This window comes from Streptosporangium sp. NPDC020072 (assembly GCF_040631445.1).
In the GTDB taxonomy this organism is placed as follows: domain Bacteria; phylum Actinomycetota; class Actinomycetes; order Streptosporangiales; family Streptosporangiaceae; genus Streptosporangium.
On sequence record NZ_JBEYAB010000001.1, the window covers coordinates 13572 to 30154 of the forward strand.

Annotated in this window: 19 protein-coding genes and 1 riboswitch; of the genes, 11 read left to right on the plus strand and 8 right to left on the minus strand. The window is 70.3% G+C overall.

Annotated elements, in window-relative coordinates:
- The first annotated feature begins 75 nt into the window (after positions 1-75).
- The 5 genes from ABZ470_RS00060 to ABZ470_RS00080 all read left to right on the plus strand — a co-directional run bounded on the left by ABZ470_RS00060 (position 76) and on the right by ABZ470_RS00080 (position 4550).
- Positions 76-648: a TIGR03086 family metal-binding protein gene (locus ABZ470_RS00060; RefSeq protein WP_362908930.1), complete on the plus strand. Its 573-nt coding sequence runs from the start codon at positions 76-78 to the stop codon at positions 646-648.
- Between the two features lie 172 nt (positions 649-820).
- Positions 821-1417, plus strand: coding sequence for a metal-dependent phosphohydrolase (locus ABZ470_RS00065; RefSeq protein WP_362908932.1), 597 nt, complete (start codon positions 821-823; stop codon positions 1415-1417).
- Positions 1418-1499: 82 nt separating this feature from the next.
- Positions 1500-2288, plus strand: a complete 789-nt coding sequence (locus ABZ470_RS00070; RefSeq protein WP_362908934.1) for a DeoR/GlpR family DNA-binding transcription regulator — start codon at positions 1500-1502, stop codon at positions 2286-2288.
- Positions 2285-3364 (plus strand): galactose-1-phosphate uridylyltransferase, encoded by a 1080-nt coding sequence (galT, locus tag ABZ470_RS00075; protein WP_362908936.1) that lies wholly within the window; start codon positions 2285-2287, stop codon positions 3362-3364. Before ABZ470_RS00070 ends, galT begins: the two co-directional genes overlap by 4 nt.
- Before the next feature lie 71 nt (positions 3365-3435).
- Positions 3436-3570, plus strand: a riboswitch (cyclic di-AMP (ydaO/yuaA leader).
- A gap of 2 nt (positions 3571-3572) precedes the next feature.
- Entirely contained in the window at positions 3573-4550 is a 978-nt protein-coding gene (locus tag ABZ470_RS00080) for a hypothetical protein (protein ID WP_362773333.1), read from the plus strand.
- Here the strand turns inward: ABZ470_RS00080 and ABZ470_RS00085 are convergent.
- Positions 4547-5212: a winged helix-turn-helix domain-containing protein gene (locus tag ABZ470_RS00085; protein WP_362908938.1), complete on the minus strand. Its 666-nt coding sequence runs from the start codon at positions 5210-5212 to the stop codon at positions 4547-4549. The two genes, ABZ470_RS00080 and ABZ470_RS00085, sit on opposite strands and share 4 nt — an antisense overlap.
- A gap of 317 nt (positions 5213-5529) precedes the next feature.
- On the opposite strand from ABZ470_RS00085, the gene ABZ470_RS00090 reads away from it, so the two are divergent.
- Positions 5530-6705 (plus strand): RNA ligase RtcB family protein, encoded by a 1176-nt coding sequence (locus ABZ470_RS00090; protein WP_362908940.1) that lies wholly within the window; start codon positions 5530-5532, stop codon positions 6703-6705.
- Between the two features lie 7 nt (positions 6706-6712).
- Entirely contained in the window at positions 6713-7357 is a 645-nt protein-coding gene (gene prfH / locus ABZ470_RS00095) for a peptide chain release factor H (protein WP_362908942.1), read from the plus strand.
- 14 nt (positions 7358-7371) lie between these two features.
- On the opposite strand, the gene ABZ470_RS00100 is transcribed toward prfH, so the two are convergent.
- On the minus strand, positions 7372-7890 hold the full coding sequence (locus ABZ470_RS00100; protein ID WP_352010708.1) for a MarR family winged helix-turn-helix transcriptional regulator: 519 nt from the start codon (positions 7888-7890) through the stop codon (positions 7372-7374).
- A 42-nt stretch (positions 7891-7932) separates the two neighbouring features.
- Complete coding sequence (locus ABZ470_RS00105; RefSeq protein WP_352010707.1) at positions 7933-9234, minus strand: site-2 protease family protein; 1302 nt, start codon at positions 9232-9234, stop codon at positions 7933-7935.
- 193 nt (positions 9235-9427) lie between these two features.
- Here ABZ470_RS00105 and ABZ470_RS00110 point away from each other — a divergent pair, with 193 nt between their 5' ends.
- Entirely contained in the window at positions 9428-10033 is a 606-nt protein-coding gene (locus tag ABZ470_RS00110; protein WP_362908944.1) for a response regulator transcription factor, read from the plus strand.
- An 8-nt stretch (positions 10034-10041) separates the two neighbouring features.
- Here the strand turns inward: ABZ470_RS00110 and ABZ470_RS00115 are convergent, their stop codons facing one another.
- A complete protein-coding gene (locus ABZ470_RS00115) occupies positions 10042-11157 on the minus strand; it encodes a PP2C family protein-serine/threonine phosphatase (RefSeq protein WP_352010705.1) in 1116 nt (371 codons plus the stop codon).
- Positions 11158-11275: 118 nt separating this feature from the next.
- On the opposite strand from ABZ470_RS00115, the gene ABZ470_RS00120 reads away from it, so the two are divergent.
- Complete coding sequence (locus ABZ470_RS00120; RefSeq protein WP_362908946.1) at positions 11276-12508, plus strand: GNAT family N-acetyltransferase; 1233 nt, start codon at positions 11276-11278, stop codon at positions 12506-12508.
- A gap of 37 nt (positions 12509-12545) precedes the next feature.
- Positions 12546-12743, plus strand: coding sequence for a hypothetical protein (locus tag ABZ470_RS00125; protein ID WP_352010703.1), 198 nt, complete (start codon positions 12546-12548; stop codon positions 12741-12743).
- Here the strand turns inward: ABZ470_RS00125 and ABZ470_RS00130 are convergent.
- Positions 12722-13189, minus strand: a complete 468-nt coding sequence (locus tag ABZ470_RS00130; protein WP_352010702.1) for a ribose-5-phosphate isomerase — start codon at positions 13187-13189, stop codon at positions 12722-12724. The genes ABZ470_RS00125 and ABZ470_RS00130 overlap by 22 nt on opposite strands.
- Positions 13190-13286: 97 nt before the next feature.
- Between ABZ470_RS00130 and def the strand changes: the two genes are divergently transcribed.
- On the plus strand, positions 13287-13775 hold the full coding sequence (gene def / locus ABZ470_RS00135) for a peptide deformylase (RefSeq protein ID WP_352010701.1): 489 nt from the start codon (positions 13287-13289) through the stop codon (positions 13773-13775).
- Positions 13776-13788: 13 nt separating this feature from the next.
- Here the strand turns inward: def and ABZ470_RS00140 are convergent, their stop codons facing one another.
- The 3 genes from ABZ470_RS00140 to ABZ470_RS00150 form a co-directional block, all read right to left on the minus strand.
- On the minus strand, positions 13789-14226 hold the full coding sequence (locus ABZ470_RS00140) for a hypothetical protein (protein WP_362773354.1): 438 nt from the start codon (positions 14224-14226) through the stop codon (positions 13789-13791).
- A 108-nt stretch (positions 14227-14334) separates the two neighbouring features.
- On the minus strand, positions 14335-15744 hold the full coding sequence (locus ABZ470_RS00145) for an aldehyde dehydrogenase family protein (protein ID WP_362908948.1): 1410 nt from the start codon (positions 15742-15744) through the stop codon (positions 14335-14337).
- 189 nt (positions 15745-15933) lie between these two features.
- Positions 15934-16554: a disulfide bond formation protein DsbA gene (locus ABZ470_RS00150; RefSeq protein ID WP_352010698.1), complete on the minus strand. Its 621-nt coding sequence runs from the start codon at positions 16552-16554 to the stop codon at positions 15934-15936.
- Positions 16555-16583: the final 29 nt, after the last annotated feature.

The window sequence follows — 16583 nt, forward strand, 5'->3', positions numbered from 1 at the left end:
CCGGTGTCATGCCCGACAAGCGCGATGACTACTGGCCTCCCAGGAGTTACGGTCGAAATGAGGAGCTGGGAGGGCATGATGATCACCGACGTACGCGAGGCCTACCGCCGCGCGCTGGACGACTTCGGCGCTCTCGTTCACAGGATCACCCCGGAGCAGTGGCACAACCGGACACCCTGTGTCGACTGGGACGTGCGGGATCTGGTCGAACATGTGGTGGGCGAGAACCTGTGGGCTCCGGAACTGCTCGGCGGGCGGACCGCCGCCGAGGTCGGGGACGACTTCGACGGCGACCTGCTCGGCGACGACCCGTTGAAGGCGTTCGACACCTCCGCCACCGCCGCCGTGCAGGCCGCCTACGGGGAGGGGGCGCTGACCCGCCTGGCCAGACTCTCCTTCGGGGACGTGCCCGGCGGGGAGTACGTCACCGAGTTGTTCGCCGACGTCCTGATCCACACCTGGGACCTGGCCAGGGCGATCGGCGCCGACGAACAGCTCGATCCCGAGTTGGTCGAGGCCTGCGCGGCGTGGGTCGCGGGCGCCGAGGCCGGTTACCGGCAGGCGGGGGTCATCGGGGAGCAGCAGCCGATCGCCTCCGGCACCGACGCCCAGACCCGGCTGCTCGCCTCCTGGGGACGACGCGGCTAACGCGACGTCGGGCGTCTTCCGTGGTTGGCCTTGTTCCGTTTGCGGGCCCGGTTCTTACGCGCTCGTTTGCCCACGCGGCCTCCTTCCGTGAACCCCGCCGGGTGCGGGATCCGCCTCTTACGTTCCTCCCGGGGCACCCGCCGTACAAGAGGGCGGATCTAGGCTGCCTCGCATGAGCGAGAAGCTGATGGAGCGCTGGCGCCTCCTGGCCGGAACCGAGGCCGACCGGCTCGGCGCGGACCTGCTGTCCCGGTACGGCGAGCCACACCGCAAATACCACACGACCGCACATCTGACGGCCGTACTCGACCACGTCGACGCGCTCGCCGGCAGTGCCACCGACCCGGACCTGGTACGGCTCGCGGCCTGGTTCCACGACGCCGTCTACGACCCCCGGCGCAGCGACAACGAGGAGCGCAGCGCCAGGCTCGCCGAGCGGGCGCTGCCCGAGCTCGGGATGTCACCGGAGGCTGTCGGGACGGTCGCGCGGCTGGTCAGGCTCACGATCACACACGCCCCCGAGCCAGGGGACGCCGACGGGGCCGTGCTGTGCGACGCCGACCTGGCGATCCTCGCCTCCTCTCCCCAGGAGTACGCCGTCTACGCGGCTGCGGTGCGGGAGGAGTACTTCTTCGTCCCCGACGAGCTCTTCAGGCAGGGCAGGGCCGCGGTGCTGCGCTCGCTGCTCGACCTTCCCGTGATCTTCCACGTCGCGGACCTTGAGACGCGGGCGCGGGCCAACATCCATGCCGAACTTGAGCGACTGTGAGCACTTAACCCCCATAATCCAACATTCACTCCTGTGAGTCTGTGGTAATTTGCTGGAGTCTGGTGGATTAAGGAGGGGATCGATGCTCGCCCAGCAGCGGCAGCAGGTGATTCTCGAACGGGTGCGCGGCACTGGCGGGGTCAGGGTCGCCGACCTGGTCCGCGAGTTCGGTGTCTCCGACATGACGATCCGCAGGGATCTTGAGGCGCTGGCGGAGCGCGGTCTCGTGGAGAAGGTCCACGGTGGGGCGACGGCCACGGGACCCGGCTCGACCGAGGAGCCCGGGTTCACCGCCAAGTCCGCGCGTCAGCAGTCGGAGAAGGAGGCGATCGCCAGGCACGCCGCCGGGCTCGTCAGGCCGGGCACGGCGATAGCGCTCTCCGCGGGCACCACCACCTGGACGCTCGCCCACTTCGTGACCGACGTGCCAGAGCTGACGGTGATCACCAACTCGATCCGGATCGCCGAGGTCTTCCACCGCGCGCCGCGCGCCGACCGCACCGTGGTGCTGACCGGCGGGGTGCGCACCCCCTCGGACGCGCTGGTCGGCCCGGTGGCCGTCGCGGCCGTCAGAGGGCTGCACGTGGACACCCTGTTCCTCGGCGTGCACGGGATGAGCGCCCGCGCCGGGTTCACCACCCCCAACCTGCTCGAAGCGGAGACGGACCGGGCGCTCGTGGCCTCGGCGCACCGCCTGGTCGTGCCCGCCGACCACACCAAGTGGGGGACGGTCGGGATCAGCACGATCGCCGAGCTGTCCGAGGCCCACGTCCTGATCACGGACTCCGGGCTCGGGCGGGAGGCCCGCGAGGAACTCGCCGCCAGGGTCGGTGAGCTGGTCGTCGCCGGTGACGGGACCCGCGACCGATGAGGCGCACCGCGACCCACCTGGCCGACGGCCGCGAGCTGTTCTACTTCGACCTGCGGGACGACGCGGCGCGCGGCGCGGTCGACACGCGCGACCTGCCGCCCAGGCCCGCCGCCTCCGAGCTGCGTTACGACCCGCTCACCGAGGAGTGGGTCGCGGTCGCCGGGCACCGGCAGGGCCGTACGTTCCTGCCGCCCGCCGACGAGTGCCCGCTGTGCCCGTCGGCGCCCGGCCGTCCGACCGAGATCCCCTCCCCCACCTACGACGTGGCCGTCTTCGAGAACCGCTTCCCGTCCTTCTCCACCAACCTGGGCGCCTACCCGCAGGTCGGCGGCCTGAGTGAGGTACGGCCCGGCGTCGGCAGGTGCGAGGTCGTCTGCTTCACCTCCGAGCACGACTCCTCCTTCTCCATGCTTTCTCCCGAGCGGGTCGAGCTGGTGATGGAGGCGTGGATCGACCGCACCGTCGCGCTCTCCGCGATGCCCGGGGTCGAGCAGGTGTTCTGCTTCGAGAACCGCGGCCCGGAGATCGGCATCACCCTGCCCCATCCGCACGGCCAGATCTACGCCTATCCCTACGTGACCCCGCGTACCCGGACCCTGCTCGGCGCGGCGCGGCGGCACAGGGAGCGCACCGGTGGCGACCTCTTCGCCGACGTGCTCGCGGCCGAACGGGAGGCCGCCGAGCGTGTGGTCGCGGCCAACGAGCACTGGACGGCGTTCGTGCCCGCCGCGGCCCGCTGGCCGGTCGAGGTCCATCTCTACCCGCACCGCGGGGTTCCCGGCCTCGACGGACTCGACCCCGCCGAGCGCGCGGCGTTCGGACCGCTCTACACCGAGGTGCTGCGCCGCCTGGACGGGCTGTTCGGGGTGCCCATGCCGTACGTCTCGGCCTGGCACCAGGCACCGGTGCGGGTGGACAGGGACCTGGCGTACACGCATCTTGAGCTGTTCAGCATCCGCCGGGCGCCGGACAAGCTCAAGTATCTCGCCGGGTCCGAGTCGGCCATGGGGGCCTTCGTGAACGACGTTCCGCCTGAGGAGACAGCTCGGCGCCTGCGCGCCGTTGTCACGGAATGATCACCGATCGGTCTCGACTCGGGGTCGCGCGGTCACCTTTTTACCATTACTATCCTCACGCATCGGACAAACAGCACGATATGCCTAATCTCAGGTGCCTCACCTGAGAACCGGGGACCCATGCATCTGGGGTGAACCACTTCGGTGGAAGGGCTTCCTCCAGCCCGAACCCGTCAGCTAACCCGGTCGGCGTGAGGAGAGGAGAGCTGTGACGGCTCTGTCCCCCGCTTTCCATCGACGTACGGCCGCCGCCTGCCTGGCCTCGGCCCTCACCTTCGCCTTCGCCCTCGGCGGCACGGGAACGGCGGGCGCCGCGCCGAAGCCCGACGAATCCCGGCTCCGCGCCGAACTGACCCAGCTCAACAAGAAAGTCGACCGGCTCATCGAGGCGTACGCCGCCAAACGGGAGTCGCTGAAGAAGGCGCAGGAGGCGGAGAAGGTCGCGCAGGCCGACCTGCGCCAGGCGGAAGCGGCCTACGCCGAGGCGGGCAGGGAGGTCGCCTCCATCGTCCAGATCCGTTACCAGAACGGCCCCCTCGACCTTCCCTCGATCCTGTCGGCCCCCGAGGTGGGCGGCGCGGCCGTCATGGAACAGCTGACCGCCCAGCAGATCGCCCAGCTGCAGGGCTTCGCCCGGAGCCGGGACCTCATGAAACAGGCCGCGGACAGGACGGCCCAGCTCTCCAGGCAGATCGAGCAGGAGGCCAAGACGGTGCAGGTTCAGCGTGAGGACGCGGAGAAGGTCATCCGCGTGATCGAGGACAAGCTCGAACAGCTCGTTCCCACAGGCTCGGGGCGCCGCTCCGACGGCAGCTGGGCGCCCCAGCTGCCCACCGGGTCCGACAACATCACCGACCGCACGCGGATCATGCGCGAGGCCGTCGGACAGGCCTTCCAGCTGCCCCACGAGGTGGGCTGCTACCGATCGGCGAACGACGGGGGCGAGCACCCCCTCGGCCGGGCCTGCGACTTCATGATGAGCACCGGCGGGTCCATGCCCACCGCGGCCAACGTCAAGCTCGGCGACGAGCTCGCCGCCTGGGCCCTGAAGAACAGGGACAGGCTCGGCGTCAAGTACGTCATCTGGCGTCAGCGCATCAACACCGGTTCCGGCTGGCGTGCCATGTCCAACCGGGGCGGTGTGACCGCCAACCACTACGACCACGTGCACATCTCGATGTACTAGAGAAGATCGGACCCCGCGGCGGCGCGCTCGATCGAGCCGGCCACCCTGGACCTGGTCGAGTGGATCCGAGCCACCGGCTGGACCGCGCTCACAAACGTGGCTGGTTCCTGGGCCTCCGGCCGCGATCGTGCCCACGGTCTCGGCGCTCTGGGCGCGGCAACGCATCCGCCAACGGTTGAAGTGGTCACGAAGCTCCCGGGGCGTGCCCGAGGCCGACACCGGCACACTGGTCGTCGAGAGGCCGCCGGTCGACGGCGAGGTAAAGATCCACGTCCAGGAGGCCCCGGGGCGGCCTCAGGTTCTGCCCGCACTCGTCTTCCCAGCACAGCCGGGCGCCCAGGTCGAGCGCCGCCCTCTATCGCCGGCCACTCCTCGACGACCCACGAGGTGATCACCCCCTCGCCACGCTCAACAGCCCGCTGCGCAGGGATCTGCGGACTCCAGCCCAGGCGGTGCAGAAGACACGACACCCCACGCAAGGTGTGGCGGACGTGAAACAACACCGCGATCAGGTCGGCGATTCGGACCGGCGTCCAGCGCTGGTCCTCCACATATCCGTGCGCGGCCGGACCACGCTCCAACCCGGCCCGCAGCCGCTGCAGGCGCCGCTCGTCCAGCCGGCACCTCTCCCCGCCCGGCCCCTTGGAGGCCAACGCCTCCATGCCACCTCCCTGCCAGGTGTGATTTCACCGACCAGCATTCACACAGTCAGAAAAAGACTCTCCGCCACTACCGATCGCGCTGCTCATCCGGGCTTCGATGAAGGAGCCGGCCTCGTGCTTCCCGTACGCCGGCCGGGTCGCGAGACGGCGGTGGGCGCAAAACCGTTTGCCCTCGCGTGGCGGGCTCAGGGAACGTGGTGTTCATGGCGCCGTGTCCATGACGCTCTGACGGACAGCGCCCCGCCACTCCGAGACGCCACGGCGTCAACGCGCCCCGCGGCGCTGTCAGCCTGCCCCTTTTAAGGGAAGAGAGCCTTTTGTCGCAACAACGCCCCCCTCTGCCGTCCACGGCCGCAGGCCCGGCCACCGTCGCCGTGTTCGCCTCCCCTGAGAGCTGGATCGAGTCCGACGCCCTCACGCAGTGCCACCAGGTGGCCGCCCTCGACGGCATGACGCACGTCGCCGCCATGCCGGACCTGCACCCCGGCAAGGGCGCCCCCATCGGCGCCGCCATGGCGTCGACCGTGCTGTACCCGTTCCTGGTGGGCTCCGACATCGGCTGCGGCATCGCCGTGTTCCCCATGAAGCTCAAGCGCGCCGTGCCCGAGAAGCTCGCCGCCCGCTTCCCCGACCTCGATCGCGCACTGGACCCCGAGCAGGACGCCGACGATCCGGCCTGGGCCGTCGTGGAGGGCGACATCCCCGCCGGTCACGTCGAGGGCCTCGGGACGGTCGGCCGGGGCAACCATTTCGTCGAGCTGGCCCGGATCGGGACCGTCTTCGACCCGGGCCACGCGAGCCGTCTCGGGCTCGCCGCGGGCGACCTCGTCCTCGTCGTCCACAGCGGTTCCCGGGGGCTGGGCGAACGGATCCTGCGGGAGCACACCGCGGTCCACGGCGCGGGCCCCGCCCCTGATCCCGGCGCCTACCTGGCGATGCACGACGACGCCGTACGCTGGGGATCGCTCAACCGGCGGTTGCTGGCGGCCCGGGTCGCCCACGCTCTGGGGGCCGAGCCCGCCGAGCCGTTCCTCGACCAGTGCCACAACCTGGTCGAGGTCCGCGACGGGGTCTACCTGCACCGCAAGGGGGCGGCACCGGGTGACGGCCGTGACGTGCTCATCGCCGGGACGCGAGGCACCCCCTCCTATCTCGTGGCCGCCCACGCCGGGCCGGACGCCAACCATTCCGTCGCGCACGGCGCGGGACGCAAGATGTCGCGTGCGGACGCCCTGCGCCGGGGCCGGGCCAAGCACACGGTCGAGGAGCTGCGCCGCACGCCGGTGGGCTCGCTGGTGGTGTGCGGAGACCGTCAGCTCCTCTTCGAGGAGGCGCCGACGGCTTACAAGCGCATCGAGCAGGTGATCGCCGACCTCGTCGGCCACGGCCTGGCCACGCCCGTGGCCACCACGGTCCCCCTGGTCACCTACAAGACACCCGACCTCGGGTCCGCGCCCCAGCGGGACCAGCGCCGCAGGCGAGGCCGGCGGTGAGGCCGAGGTGAGCGTCCACCTGCTCCTGTCGGCCGGACGTGGCCCGCAGGAATGCGCCTGGGCCCTGGCCCGCCTGCTGCGCCGCCTGGAAGTCGACGCCGCCCGGCAGAACCTGGAGACCCGCCGGGTCCAGGTCGTTCCCGGCGACCGGCCCGACACCTACCGATCGGTCCTGATCCAGATGTCGGGAGCCGGTGCCGAGGCGTTCGCCGCCTCATGGACCGGAACCCTGTGCTGGCAGGCCGCCAGCCCGTACCGCACCGGCACGGGCCGGAAGAACTGGTACGTCATCGCCCAGCCGTGCCAGGTCGACGCCCCGCGCACGACGTTCACCGAGGCGGACGTCGACGTCGTCGCCTGCCGTACCGGCGGCCCCGGCGGCCAGCATCGGAACAAGGCAAGCACGGCGGTACGGGCGACCCACCGGCCCTCGGGGATCGTCGTCGTGGTCGACACCGAACGGCAGTTCAGCCTCAACCGCCGCATCGCCATGCGGCTGTTGCGGCAGCGCATCGAGGACGGAGACGAGACGGCGGAGCGTGCCGTCACCACCGCCCGCTGGCACGTCCACGACGAGCTCGTACGCGGCGACCCCGTCCGTGTCGAACGTCCGGAGACGCCGGAGCGGAAACCGGCCCGCCGACGGCCGTGACGGCCTGCCCGAGGTCAGCCCACGGCCGTCTCCGCGATGGCCTCCGCGATGAGCCGGTCGAGATGTGTCAGGTCCGGCGGGTGGGCCACGCTCTCCTCGGCGAAACGGGTGAGCAGCCTGGCGAAGACCTCCCGGTCTCCCTCGTCCCAGTCGGCGATCAGGCTGTCCACGTAGGCTCGCCTGGAGGCGACGACCACCTCAAGCACCCGTCGGCCTCGCGGGCTCAGCCGCAGCCTGGCCCGTCTGGCGTCCACCTCGGACTCCTCACGCTCGACGAACCCGGCACCGACCGCGTCGTTGACCAGCCTGCTCGCGGTGGAGGGGTCGACGTCGAGCTGTTCGGCGACGGCCCCTACCGTCACCTCGGGAACGCTCAGGTTCAGTTTGTGCACCGCGTGCACGACCATCACGTTCGACATCTGCACCGCCCGGTGCTGATCGGCGGCCCGGCGCGGACGCAGCGGCCGCGCCCAGATCCTGCGCAGCCTGAACAGCGCCACGTCGATCGCCGCTCCCGGCGTTACGTCCCTCACGACGCAACCTTACCGGTGCGCACGACCGGTTCCCGGAAGGATTCAGCCGGCCAGACGGACCGGGTTGACCAGGTCGGCGTACATCAGCAGACCGGCCATGATGACCATCACGAAGGCGATCGCGTAGGTCAGCGGAAGCGCCTTGGCGATGTCCACGTGCCCGGGTGTGGGACGGCGGGTCACCCGCGCGAAGGCCCGCTTGAGGCCCTCCCACAGACCGCCCGCGATGTGCCCGCCGTCGAGCGGGAGCAGCGGGATGAGGTTGAACAGGCCGATCGCCAGGTTGAAGCCCGCCAGCAGGTTGATGAAGGTGGCGACCTTGTTCTCCAGCGGGGCGGAGGAGGCGGCGATCTCACCGCCGATACGGCCCGCCCCGATGATGCCGATCGGGCCGTTCTTGTCGCGCTCCTCACCGGAGAAGGCGGCGTTCCACACACCGACCATCTTCTCGGGGAAGCGCATCAGCGAGCCCGCGGTCGCCGCGGTGAGGTTCCACATCTGGGTGGTCACCGAGCCGATGCCCTGCCGTTCGATGACCGTCGTGGGGCTGACACCGAGGTAGCCGACCCCCTTCTCGATCTTCCCCGGCACGTCCAGCGACTCGCGGTCCTGGGCGATGAGGGTGGCGTTCAGCGTGACCGCCTGCCCGCCCCGCGTGATGCCGATCGCGACCGGTCCTGCGCCGTGCCCCCGGATGGCCCGGGTCGCCTCCTCCCAGGTCGGGGTCGACTTGCCCGCCACGGAGACGATGACGTCGCCGGGCCGCAACCCGGCCGCCGCGGCGGGACTCGCCGGGTCGGCGGAGGTGCACTTGGGGTTCTTGGTGTACTCGGCGGTGGTCTTGACGCACTCGGGGACCGCGTCGACCCGGTTCGTCAGGACGCCGACGCCGAAGCCCATCAGCACGACCGCGAACAGCACGAAGGCCAGCACGAAGTTCATCGCGGGACCACCCGCCATGACGATGACCTTCTGCCACCACGGCTTGCGGTAGAAGACCCGGTTCTCGTCGCCCGGCTTGACCTCTTCGAGAGCCACGTCACGGGCGTTCTCGATCAGGGCGCGCCACGGGCCGGTCGAGACCGCGCGCAGCTTGTTCGGATCGTCGGCGGGCCTCGGCGGAAGCATGCCGATCATCCGGATGTAGCCGCCGAGAGGGATCCACTTGACGCCGTACTCGGTCTCGCCCCTGCGCCGTGACCACATCGTCGGGCCGAAGCCGACCATGTACTGGGTGACCTTGACCCCGAACAGCTTGGCCGGGACCAGGTGGCCCACCTCGTGCAGCGCGATCGACGCCATCAGTCCGAAGAAGAAGACAGCGATCCCGAAGAGCCAGCTCACAGGTTCCTACCCCCCGGTCGCGGAGCCGCGGACAACGCCCCCTAAGAGATTAGCCGAATTATCGCGGTTCCAGGCGTCACGGGCGAACGTCCCCACGTTCCGCCCCTTGCGCGGGCCTTGCCGAGCGGAGAGACTTCGTTGACAGTGAGCGACCGCTCGGTGACCCAGCGAGAGAGCTGTCGAGGGGGCGAACGTGATCGGGATCCTGGTTGCCGAGCACCGGCCGGTGGTCCTCCGGGGCCTGGTGGCCTTGCTGGAGGGCGAGGCGGGCATGAGGGTCGTCGCGGCGGTCGGCACGGGAGACGCCGTTCTGCCCGCGGTCCTCGAACACCGCCCCGAGACCGCCGTCGTCGATCTCGACCTGCCCGGCGCCGACGCCTTCGCCGTCACGCTCGATCTGCACGCGCGGGCCCCTGACTGCGGGGTTCTGCTGGTCTCACACCGCCCCAGGCCCGGTCAGGTCCGCCGGGCCTTCGCCGCGCACGCGCTCGGGCTCATGAGCCTGGGCGTCAGCCCGGAGCAGCTCGCCTCGGGGGTTCGCAGGGTCGCGGCCGGGCAGCGGGTCGTCGATCCCGAACTGGCCGTCGCCGCCCTGGAGATCGCGGAGAACCCGCTGACCCGCAGGGAGATGGACGTGCTCAGGCTGGCCGCTCTCGGAGCGCGGTCCAACGAGATCGCCGACCAGCTCTTCCTCTCCGTTGGAACGGTCCGTAACCATCTGTCACGGATCATGTGCAAGACCCGGGCCCGCAGCAGGCTCGACGCCGTACGCATCGCCAGCGACTCAGGGTGGCTGTGAGCCCTCGCTCAGGGACGCCAGATGAGGATCAGCGCGCAGTCGTCGTTGTGCCCTGCCGACATGGAGGAGACCAGGCTGCGGGCCCCGCTGCGGAAGCCTGAGGGAAGCAGCCGTTCCGCCTCCCCGAGCAGGCGGTCCAGCCCCGCGTCGATGTCGCGTCCTGGCTGCTCGATCAGCCCGTCGGTGTAGAGCATGAGGGCGTCACCCTTGCGGAGCATCCCCCGGTCGGGCTCGCAGTGCAGGTCGGGGACGATGCCGAGGACCACGCCCTTGGCCGGGGAGACCCGCCAGGCGCCCGCCCCCGAGTCGAACTTGACCACCGGAGGGTGACCCGCCGAGGTGATGACGTACTCGCCGGTGGCGAGGTTGAGCCGTACGTGCACGGCCGTGACGAAACCCTCGGCCTCGCGTTGACGGTGCAGGTAGGTGTTGCACGAGCCCAGGAAGTCGGAGACGGAGCCGAGCAGACCGCCGAAGGTCCCGGAGAGCATCAGCGCCCTGGTCCCGGCGTCGACCCCCTTGCCCGAGACGTCCACCAGGGCGAGTTCGACCGTGTCGCCCTCGCGCATGGAGACCAGGAAGTCACCTCCGAAGGAGGAGCCACCCGCCTGGGTGAGCACGACCCGTGAGTCCCATCCCTTGGGCAGCCTGGGCAGCTCACTCTGGCGTTTGAGCCGGTCGCGTAGTTCGAGCAGCATCGCGTCACCGCGCAGCCCCTGCACGCCGAGCTTGCCCCTGGTGCGGGCCATCAGCGTGGCCAGCACACCGGTGAAGCCGAAGGTGGCCATCAGACCGGGGCCGATGTGTCTGAAGCCGAGGGCGATCCCCACGTAGAGCAGGCAGGCGGCGACCGCGCACAGCAGCTTGACCAGGCTGCGGAGCCTGAGCTGCAGGCCGCCGACGAGGGTGATCGGGATCATGAGCGCGGGTGAGAACCACTCCGCGGAGACCCTGGCCGCCAGGCCACCGAGCACCAGGGTGAGCACGGTCAGCGTGACGAGCAGGTTACGGTCACGGGCCAGCGGCCCGCGGCGCAGAAGCCGTACGAGAGGGACCAGAAAGGGCACCCTCACCAGGAACGCACGGAGCGCCGGAGGTATCAGCGGCACCGGACGGGAACTCATGATGCGCTCGACTGTATCGGCCCGCACCCCGTTTGGGCAGCCCACTTGACCAATGCCTTGATCATTAAGGACGGATATTGAATGGCCGGGAGGGTTTGTCCGCCATACCGTAGGACAAATGAGCCTTAACCTGCGTCCCCTGACCGAAAACGATTACCCGGCGTGGATCCGGACCGACGAAGAGGCCTTCGGCAACCCCATCCCCCCGCATCGGCGTGAGCTGTTCAAGGAACTGATCGACTTCGACCGGTCGCTCGGCGCCTTCGACGGCGAGGAGCTCGTCGGCGCCACCTGCATCTGCGGTTTCACGATGACGGTGCCCGGCGGGCCGGTCCCGGTCGCGGGTATCACCGCTGTCGCCGTGCTGCCCTCGCACCGCCGCAGGGGCGTCCTGTCCGGCCTGATGACCCGCCAGCTCGGCGCGCTCCGCGAGCAGGGTGAGGCGATCGCCGCCCTGTACGCCTCCGAGGCCGCGATCTACGGACGTTTCGGGTACGGCAGGGCCTCGGACAACCTCGCCTTCGACATCCCCACCCACGGCTCGGCCTTCGTCAGGCACGCCCCGGTCGATCCCTCGCTGCGGCTGCGCGTCGTCGACCCCGTGGCGGCCAGGAGCGTCTTCGAGAAGGTCTTCGAGGCCCAGCTCGACAGCCGTCCCGGGCTCTACGCCCGCACGCCGGCCCGCTGGGACACGTTCCTGTCGGACCAGGAGAGCGACCAGGGCGGTGCCGGCCCGCTGCGCGCCGTGGTCGTCGAGGACGACGAGGGTCCTCGCGGCTACGCGATCTTCCGGATCAAGCTGGCCTTCACCACCCATGACGTGCCGGACGGCGAGCTGCGGCTCAAGGAACTGGTCGGTCTCGACCCGGCCGCCTACGCCCTGCTCTGGCGGCACGTTCTCGACCGTGACCTGGTCTCCCGGGTCAGGACGGCCCAGCGTCCCCCGGACGACCCGCTGATCCACCTGCTGGCCGAGCCCCGTCACCTCAACGCGGCGTGGATGGACGAGCTGTGGGTCCGTCTCGTGGACGTCGAGCGGGCGCTCCCCCTGCGGCGTTACTCGGCGCCCGTGGACGTGGTGATCGAGGTCGAGGACACGGTCTGCCCGTGGAACGCGCGCCGCTGGCGGCTGTCGGCCGACACTCGGCAGGCCCGATGCGTTCCCGCCGACGACGCCGAGGCCGACGTGGTCCTGCCGGTCTCCGTGCTGGGCGCGGCCTATCTGGGCGGGCGTCCGCTGGCGGCGGTGCAGGCCGCCGGGGTGGTACGCGAGCTGCGGGAGGGAGCGGTCAGGCAGCTGTCGGCCGCGATGTCGTGGGACCCGGCTCCCTGGTGCGGACTGATCTTCTGAGCCTCCCCCGGCGTCGCGACGCGGGTTAGGGTGAGGCATGGCACTGCAGAGCTTGCAGATCAACGCGACCGTCGCCATGCGGGCCAGGGACGTCTCCCGGCCGACGCGTGAGCAGCAGGAGGCCGCCGACAGACGGCCCCTGCGGGATGAGACACAGCGCGGACAGGCTTCCGCACGCCGCCGGGCCTCCACGTCGAGGCCCGGGGAGGAACGTCAGGGCAGCGGCGGAAGCTGACCGATCGTCTCGTAGGACGTCAGCTGGGCGATCCTGCGGTTGTGCCGCTCCTGACCCGAGTAGGGGGTGGTGAGGAACAGCTCGACGAAGCCGACCGCCTCCTCCTGCGTGTGCATCCGGGCGCCGACGCTGATCACGTTGGCGTTGTTGTGCTCGCGGGCGAGCTTGGCCGTGTCCTCGCTCCAGGCCAGGGCCGCGCGGATGCCGCGCACCTTGTTCGCCGCGATCTGCTCGCCGTTGCCCGAGCCGCCGATGACGATTCCCAGGCTGCCCGAGTCGTCGGCGACGCCCTGCGCCGCGCGCAGCACGAACACGGGATAGTCGTCCTCGGCGTCGTAGACGAACGGCCCGCAGTCCGTCACGTCGTGGCCGTGCTCCTTGAGCCAGGAGACGAGATGGTTCTTGAGGTCATAGCCGGCATGGTCGGCACCGATGTAGACACGCACAGGCCCAGTTTCGCAGGTACGGCTGGCCGCCTCGACCCCCACCCCGGATAAGGTAACGGTCGGCATACCGCTTCAGCCCTTACCAGAGAGAGTCCTCATGCGTGACATCCGAGTGGTCGGCGACCCGGTCCTGCGTACGCCGGCCGAGCCGGTCACCGAGTTCGACCGTGATCTGCGCCGTCTGATCGACGAGATGTTCGACACGATGTACGCCGCACAGGGCGTCGGGCTCGCCGGTCCGCAGATCGGCGTCTCGAAGCGGATCTTCGTCTACGACTGCAGCAAGCGCAAGGGGCACGTGATCAACCCCGTGCTGACCGTCGACGACGACGCCGAGGTCCTCGAAGAGGAGGGCTGCCTGTCGATCCCCGGCAAGGACAGCGGCACCCCGATCTACGCCGGGACCCCCCGCGCCGCCGGAGTCACGGTGCGCGGCCTCGACCGGCTCGGCCGCCCGGTCCAGATCAAGGCCAGGGGCATGCTCGCGCGCTGCTTCCAGCACGAGACCGACCACCTCGACGGCATGCTGTACGTCGACCGCCTCGCCAAGGACGCCGCCCGCAAGGTCCTTCTCCAGGCTCGCTGAGCGCGCCCGCCCCTCAGGGGGAAGGCTCAGCGGAGGGACGGCGGCGAAGGCGAAGGAGGGGCCAGGACATCAGGCCGAGCCCCGCGGCCAGCAGCAGGACGACCACGATCCACTCGTTGGAGCCGCCTTCGCCGTACACGTGGCCCTGGCGGCCGGTGTCGAACGCCCTGACGGTCTGGCCGGGGGTGAAGGTGTCGCGGTCACCTCCGTAGAAACCGACCTCCGGCCGGACGACCCGGCCGCCTCTGAACTCCCCCGTCCAGGTGCACTGCTCGTGGCCGGGGTGGGAGACACACTCGACCCGCCTGGCGGTGAAGGTGCCCCAGGTGCCCACCCCGCGCAGCGCCGCCAGGGCGGGACCGAGGTTCTGCGCGGCCAGCACCACCAGCAGCAGTCCTCCGGCGACGATCACCAGGTCGAAGGCGGTCAGACGCGTGGTGCCCAGTCTCATGCGGCGCCCTCCGGCAGAGGCGATGCCTTACGTGCAGGTCCTTACGAATCCTTCCGGAGGGTTTTACCCATGATGTCCTGTGCTGACCGTCCGATACCGGACATCGGCCTACAGTTGGATCGCCTTGGTCTCCAGGAACTCCTCAAGCCCGGACTGGCCCAGTTCCCTGCCGATACCTGACTGCTTGTATCCCCCGAAGGGTGCGAGCGGGTTGAACCTGCCCCCGTTGACCGTCACCTGGCCCGCGCGCAGCCTGCGCGCGACCGAGAGCGCGTGCTTCTCCTCCCCCGCCCACACCGCGCCCGCCAGGCCGTACGGCGTGCCGTTGGCGATGGCGACGGCCTCGTCCTCGCCCCGGCTGTAGGGGACGATCACCAGGACCGGGCCGAAGATCTCCTCCTGCTCGATGACCATCCCGGGCTCGACACCGGCGAAGACCGTCGGCTCGACGTAGAAGCCTCGCCCACGGGGGTTGTCGGTGCCGCCCGTGACCAGCCTGGCACCCTCCTCCTCACCCCGGTTGATGTAGCGCACGACCCGCTCGCGCTGCGCGGCCGAGACCAGGGGACCGAGCCGGGTGCCCTCGTCGAAGGGGTCGCCCACGGTGTGGGCCTTGGCGATCTCGGCCGCCAGCCAGACGGCCTGGTCGTACTGGTCGCGGTGGACGATCATGCGGGTCCAGGCCGAGCAGGTCTGGCCGGAGTTGAGGAAGGCGTTGGCCACGGTCGCCTTGACCGCGGTCTCCAGGTCGGCGTCCGGCAGCACGACACTGGCCGACTTGCCGCCGAGTTCGAGGGTCACGCGCTTGACGGTCTCCGCGGCCAGGGCCGCGACCCTTCTGCCCGCCCTGGTCGAGCCGGTGAAGGAGACCATGTCCACGTCGGGATGGGTGACCAGTGCCTCACCGACGACCGGGCCCCGGCCGCTGAGCATGTTGAAGACCCCGCGCGGCAGCCCTACCTCGTCGAGGATCTCGGCCAGCGCGAACACGGCCAGCGGCGCGACCTCGCTGGGTTTGAGCACCACCGTGCATCCGGCGGCCAGGGCGGGGGCGACCTTGGCCACGGCCTGGTGCAGCGGGTAGTTCCACGGGGTGATGGCTCCGACGACCCCGGCGGGCTCTCTCAGGACAAGGGAGTTGCCGACCCTGCCGCCCTCGAAGTCGTAGCTCTCGGCCAGTCCGGCGTAGGAGGACAGCACCTCCGCGGGCAGGAGCGTCTGCACCCGCGTCGCGATGCCGTACGGGGTGCCCACGTCGGTGGCGATGACGCTCGCGATCCGGTCGGCGCGGTCCCGGATCAGGCCGGCCGCGGCGTTCAACAGGCGGGCCCGTTCCGCGGGAGCCGTGGCCGACCACGCGGGCAGGGCCTCACGGGCGGCGGCGACGGCGACCTCGACGTCGGCGGGGGAACCCGCGGGAACGCGGTCGATCGTCTCCTCGGTCGCGGGATTGACGACGTCGAACCCCTCGCCGGACGCCGACGGCCGCCATGCTCCGTTCAGGTACAGATGACGCATGTCTCTCATCCTCGCGCGAGTGGTGGCGGGACGAGGGCTCCACGGGCCGCGTCCGTCCGCCTTCGCGACGAGCGTACGGCCAGGCGCTCCCCCGAGTGGGGAATCCTTGAGATCCATGAGAACTCGTGACATCCGGGCGGCGCGCGTCCCGCCGGGCCGGGAGACGGCGGGACGCCGGACCGGCCGGGCTCAGTCGAAGATCGGAGGCCGGGTGCGGGAGCGCTTGAGCTCGAAGAAGCCGTCGATGCCCGCGACGAGCCTGACGCCGTCCCAGAGTTTGGCCGCCTCCTCGCCCTTCGGGGCCGGAGAGACGACCGGACCGAAGAAGGCGACGTCCCCGACGGCGATGACCGGGGTGCCGACCTCCTGGCCGACCCGGTTGATGCCGTCGTTGTGGGAGGCGCGCAGGATCTCGTCGAACTCCTCGGAGTCCATCGCGTCCGCGAAGGCCCGCTCAAGCCCGGCGGCCTCAAGGGCCTCCTCGACGGTCTCGCGGAGGCTGTCGAGTTCCTTGAGCCTGCCCTGGTTGTGCAGGCGTGTGCCGAGCTCGGTGTAGAGCCTGCCGACCGTCTCCGAGTCGTACTTGTCCTGCACGGCGGCGACCACGCGAACCGGGCCGATGGCCCTGGCGATCATCTCGCGGTAGGTCTCGGGGACGTCCTTGTCCTCGTTGAGGATGTTGAGGCTCATGATGTGCCAGCGCGGCTCGATGGGCCGCACCTTCTCCACCTCCAGCAGCCAGCGGGAGGTCATCCATGCGAAGGGGCAGAAGGGGTCGAACCAGAGGTCGACCGGGGTGCGCTCAGTCATCTCTCAGCTTTCTGATCGTGAGGGCTTCG

Bases quoted from the DNA above. Each gene is read 5' to 3' on its own strand.
- ABZ470_RS00060 (WP_362908930.1), top strand. From the start codon at position 76: ATGATGATCACCGACGTACGCGAGGCCTACCGCCGCGCGCTGGACGAC.
- ABZ470_RS00065 (WP_362908932.1), top strand. From the start codon at position 821: ATGAGCGAGAAGCTGATGGAGCGCTGGCGCCTCCTGGCCGGAACCGAG.
- ABZ470_RS00070 (WP_362908934.1), top strand. From the start codon at position 1,500: ATGCTCGCCCAGCAGCGGCAGCAGGTGATTCTCGAACGGGTGCGCGGC.
- galT (WP_362908936.1), top strand. From the start codon at position 2,285: ATGAGGCGCACCGCGACCCACCTGGCCGACGGCCGCGAGCTGTTCTAC.
- ABZ470_RS00085 (WP_362908938.1), bottom strand. From the start codon at position 5,212: ATGGAGGCGTTGGCCTCCAAGGGGCCGGGCGGGGAGAGGTGCCGGCTG.
- ABZ470_RS00115 (WP_352010705.1), bottom strand. From the start codon at position 11,157: ATGAGTTCCCGTCCGGTGCCGCTGATACCTCCGGCGCTCCGTGCGTTC.
- ABZ470_RS00120 (WP_362908946.1), top strand. From the start codon at position 11,276: ATGAGCCTTAACCTGCGTCCCCTGACCGAAAACGATTACCCGGCGTGG.
- ABZ470_RS00125 (WP_352010703.1), top strand. From the start codon at position 12,546: ATGGCACTGCAGAGCTTGCAGATCAACGCGACCGTCGCCATGCGGGCC.
- def (WP_352010701.1), top strand. From the start codon at position 13,287: ATGCGTGACATCCGAGTGGTCGGCGACCCGGTCCTGCGTACGCCGGCC.
- ABZ470_RS00140 (WP_362773354.1), bottom strand. From the start codon at position 14,226: ATGAGACTGGGCACCACGCGTCTGACCGCCTTCGACCTGGTGATCGTC.
- ABZ470_RS00145 (WP_362908948.1), bottom strand. From the start codon at position 15,744: ATGCGTCATCTGTACCTGAACGGAGCATGGCGGCCGTCGGCGTCCGGC.
- ABZ470_RS00150 (WP_352010698.1), bottom strand. From the start codon at position 16,554: ATGACTGAGCGCACCCCGGTCGACCTCTGGTTCGACCCCTTCTGCCCC.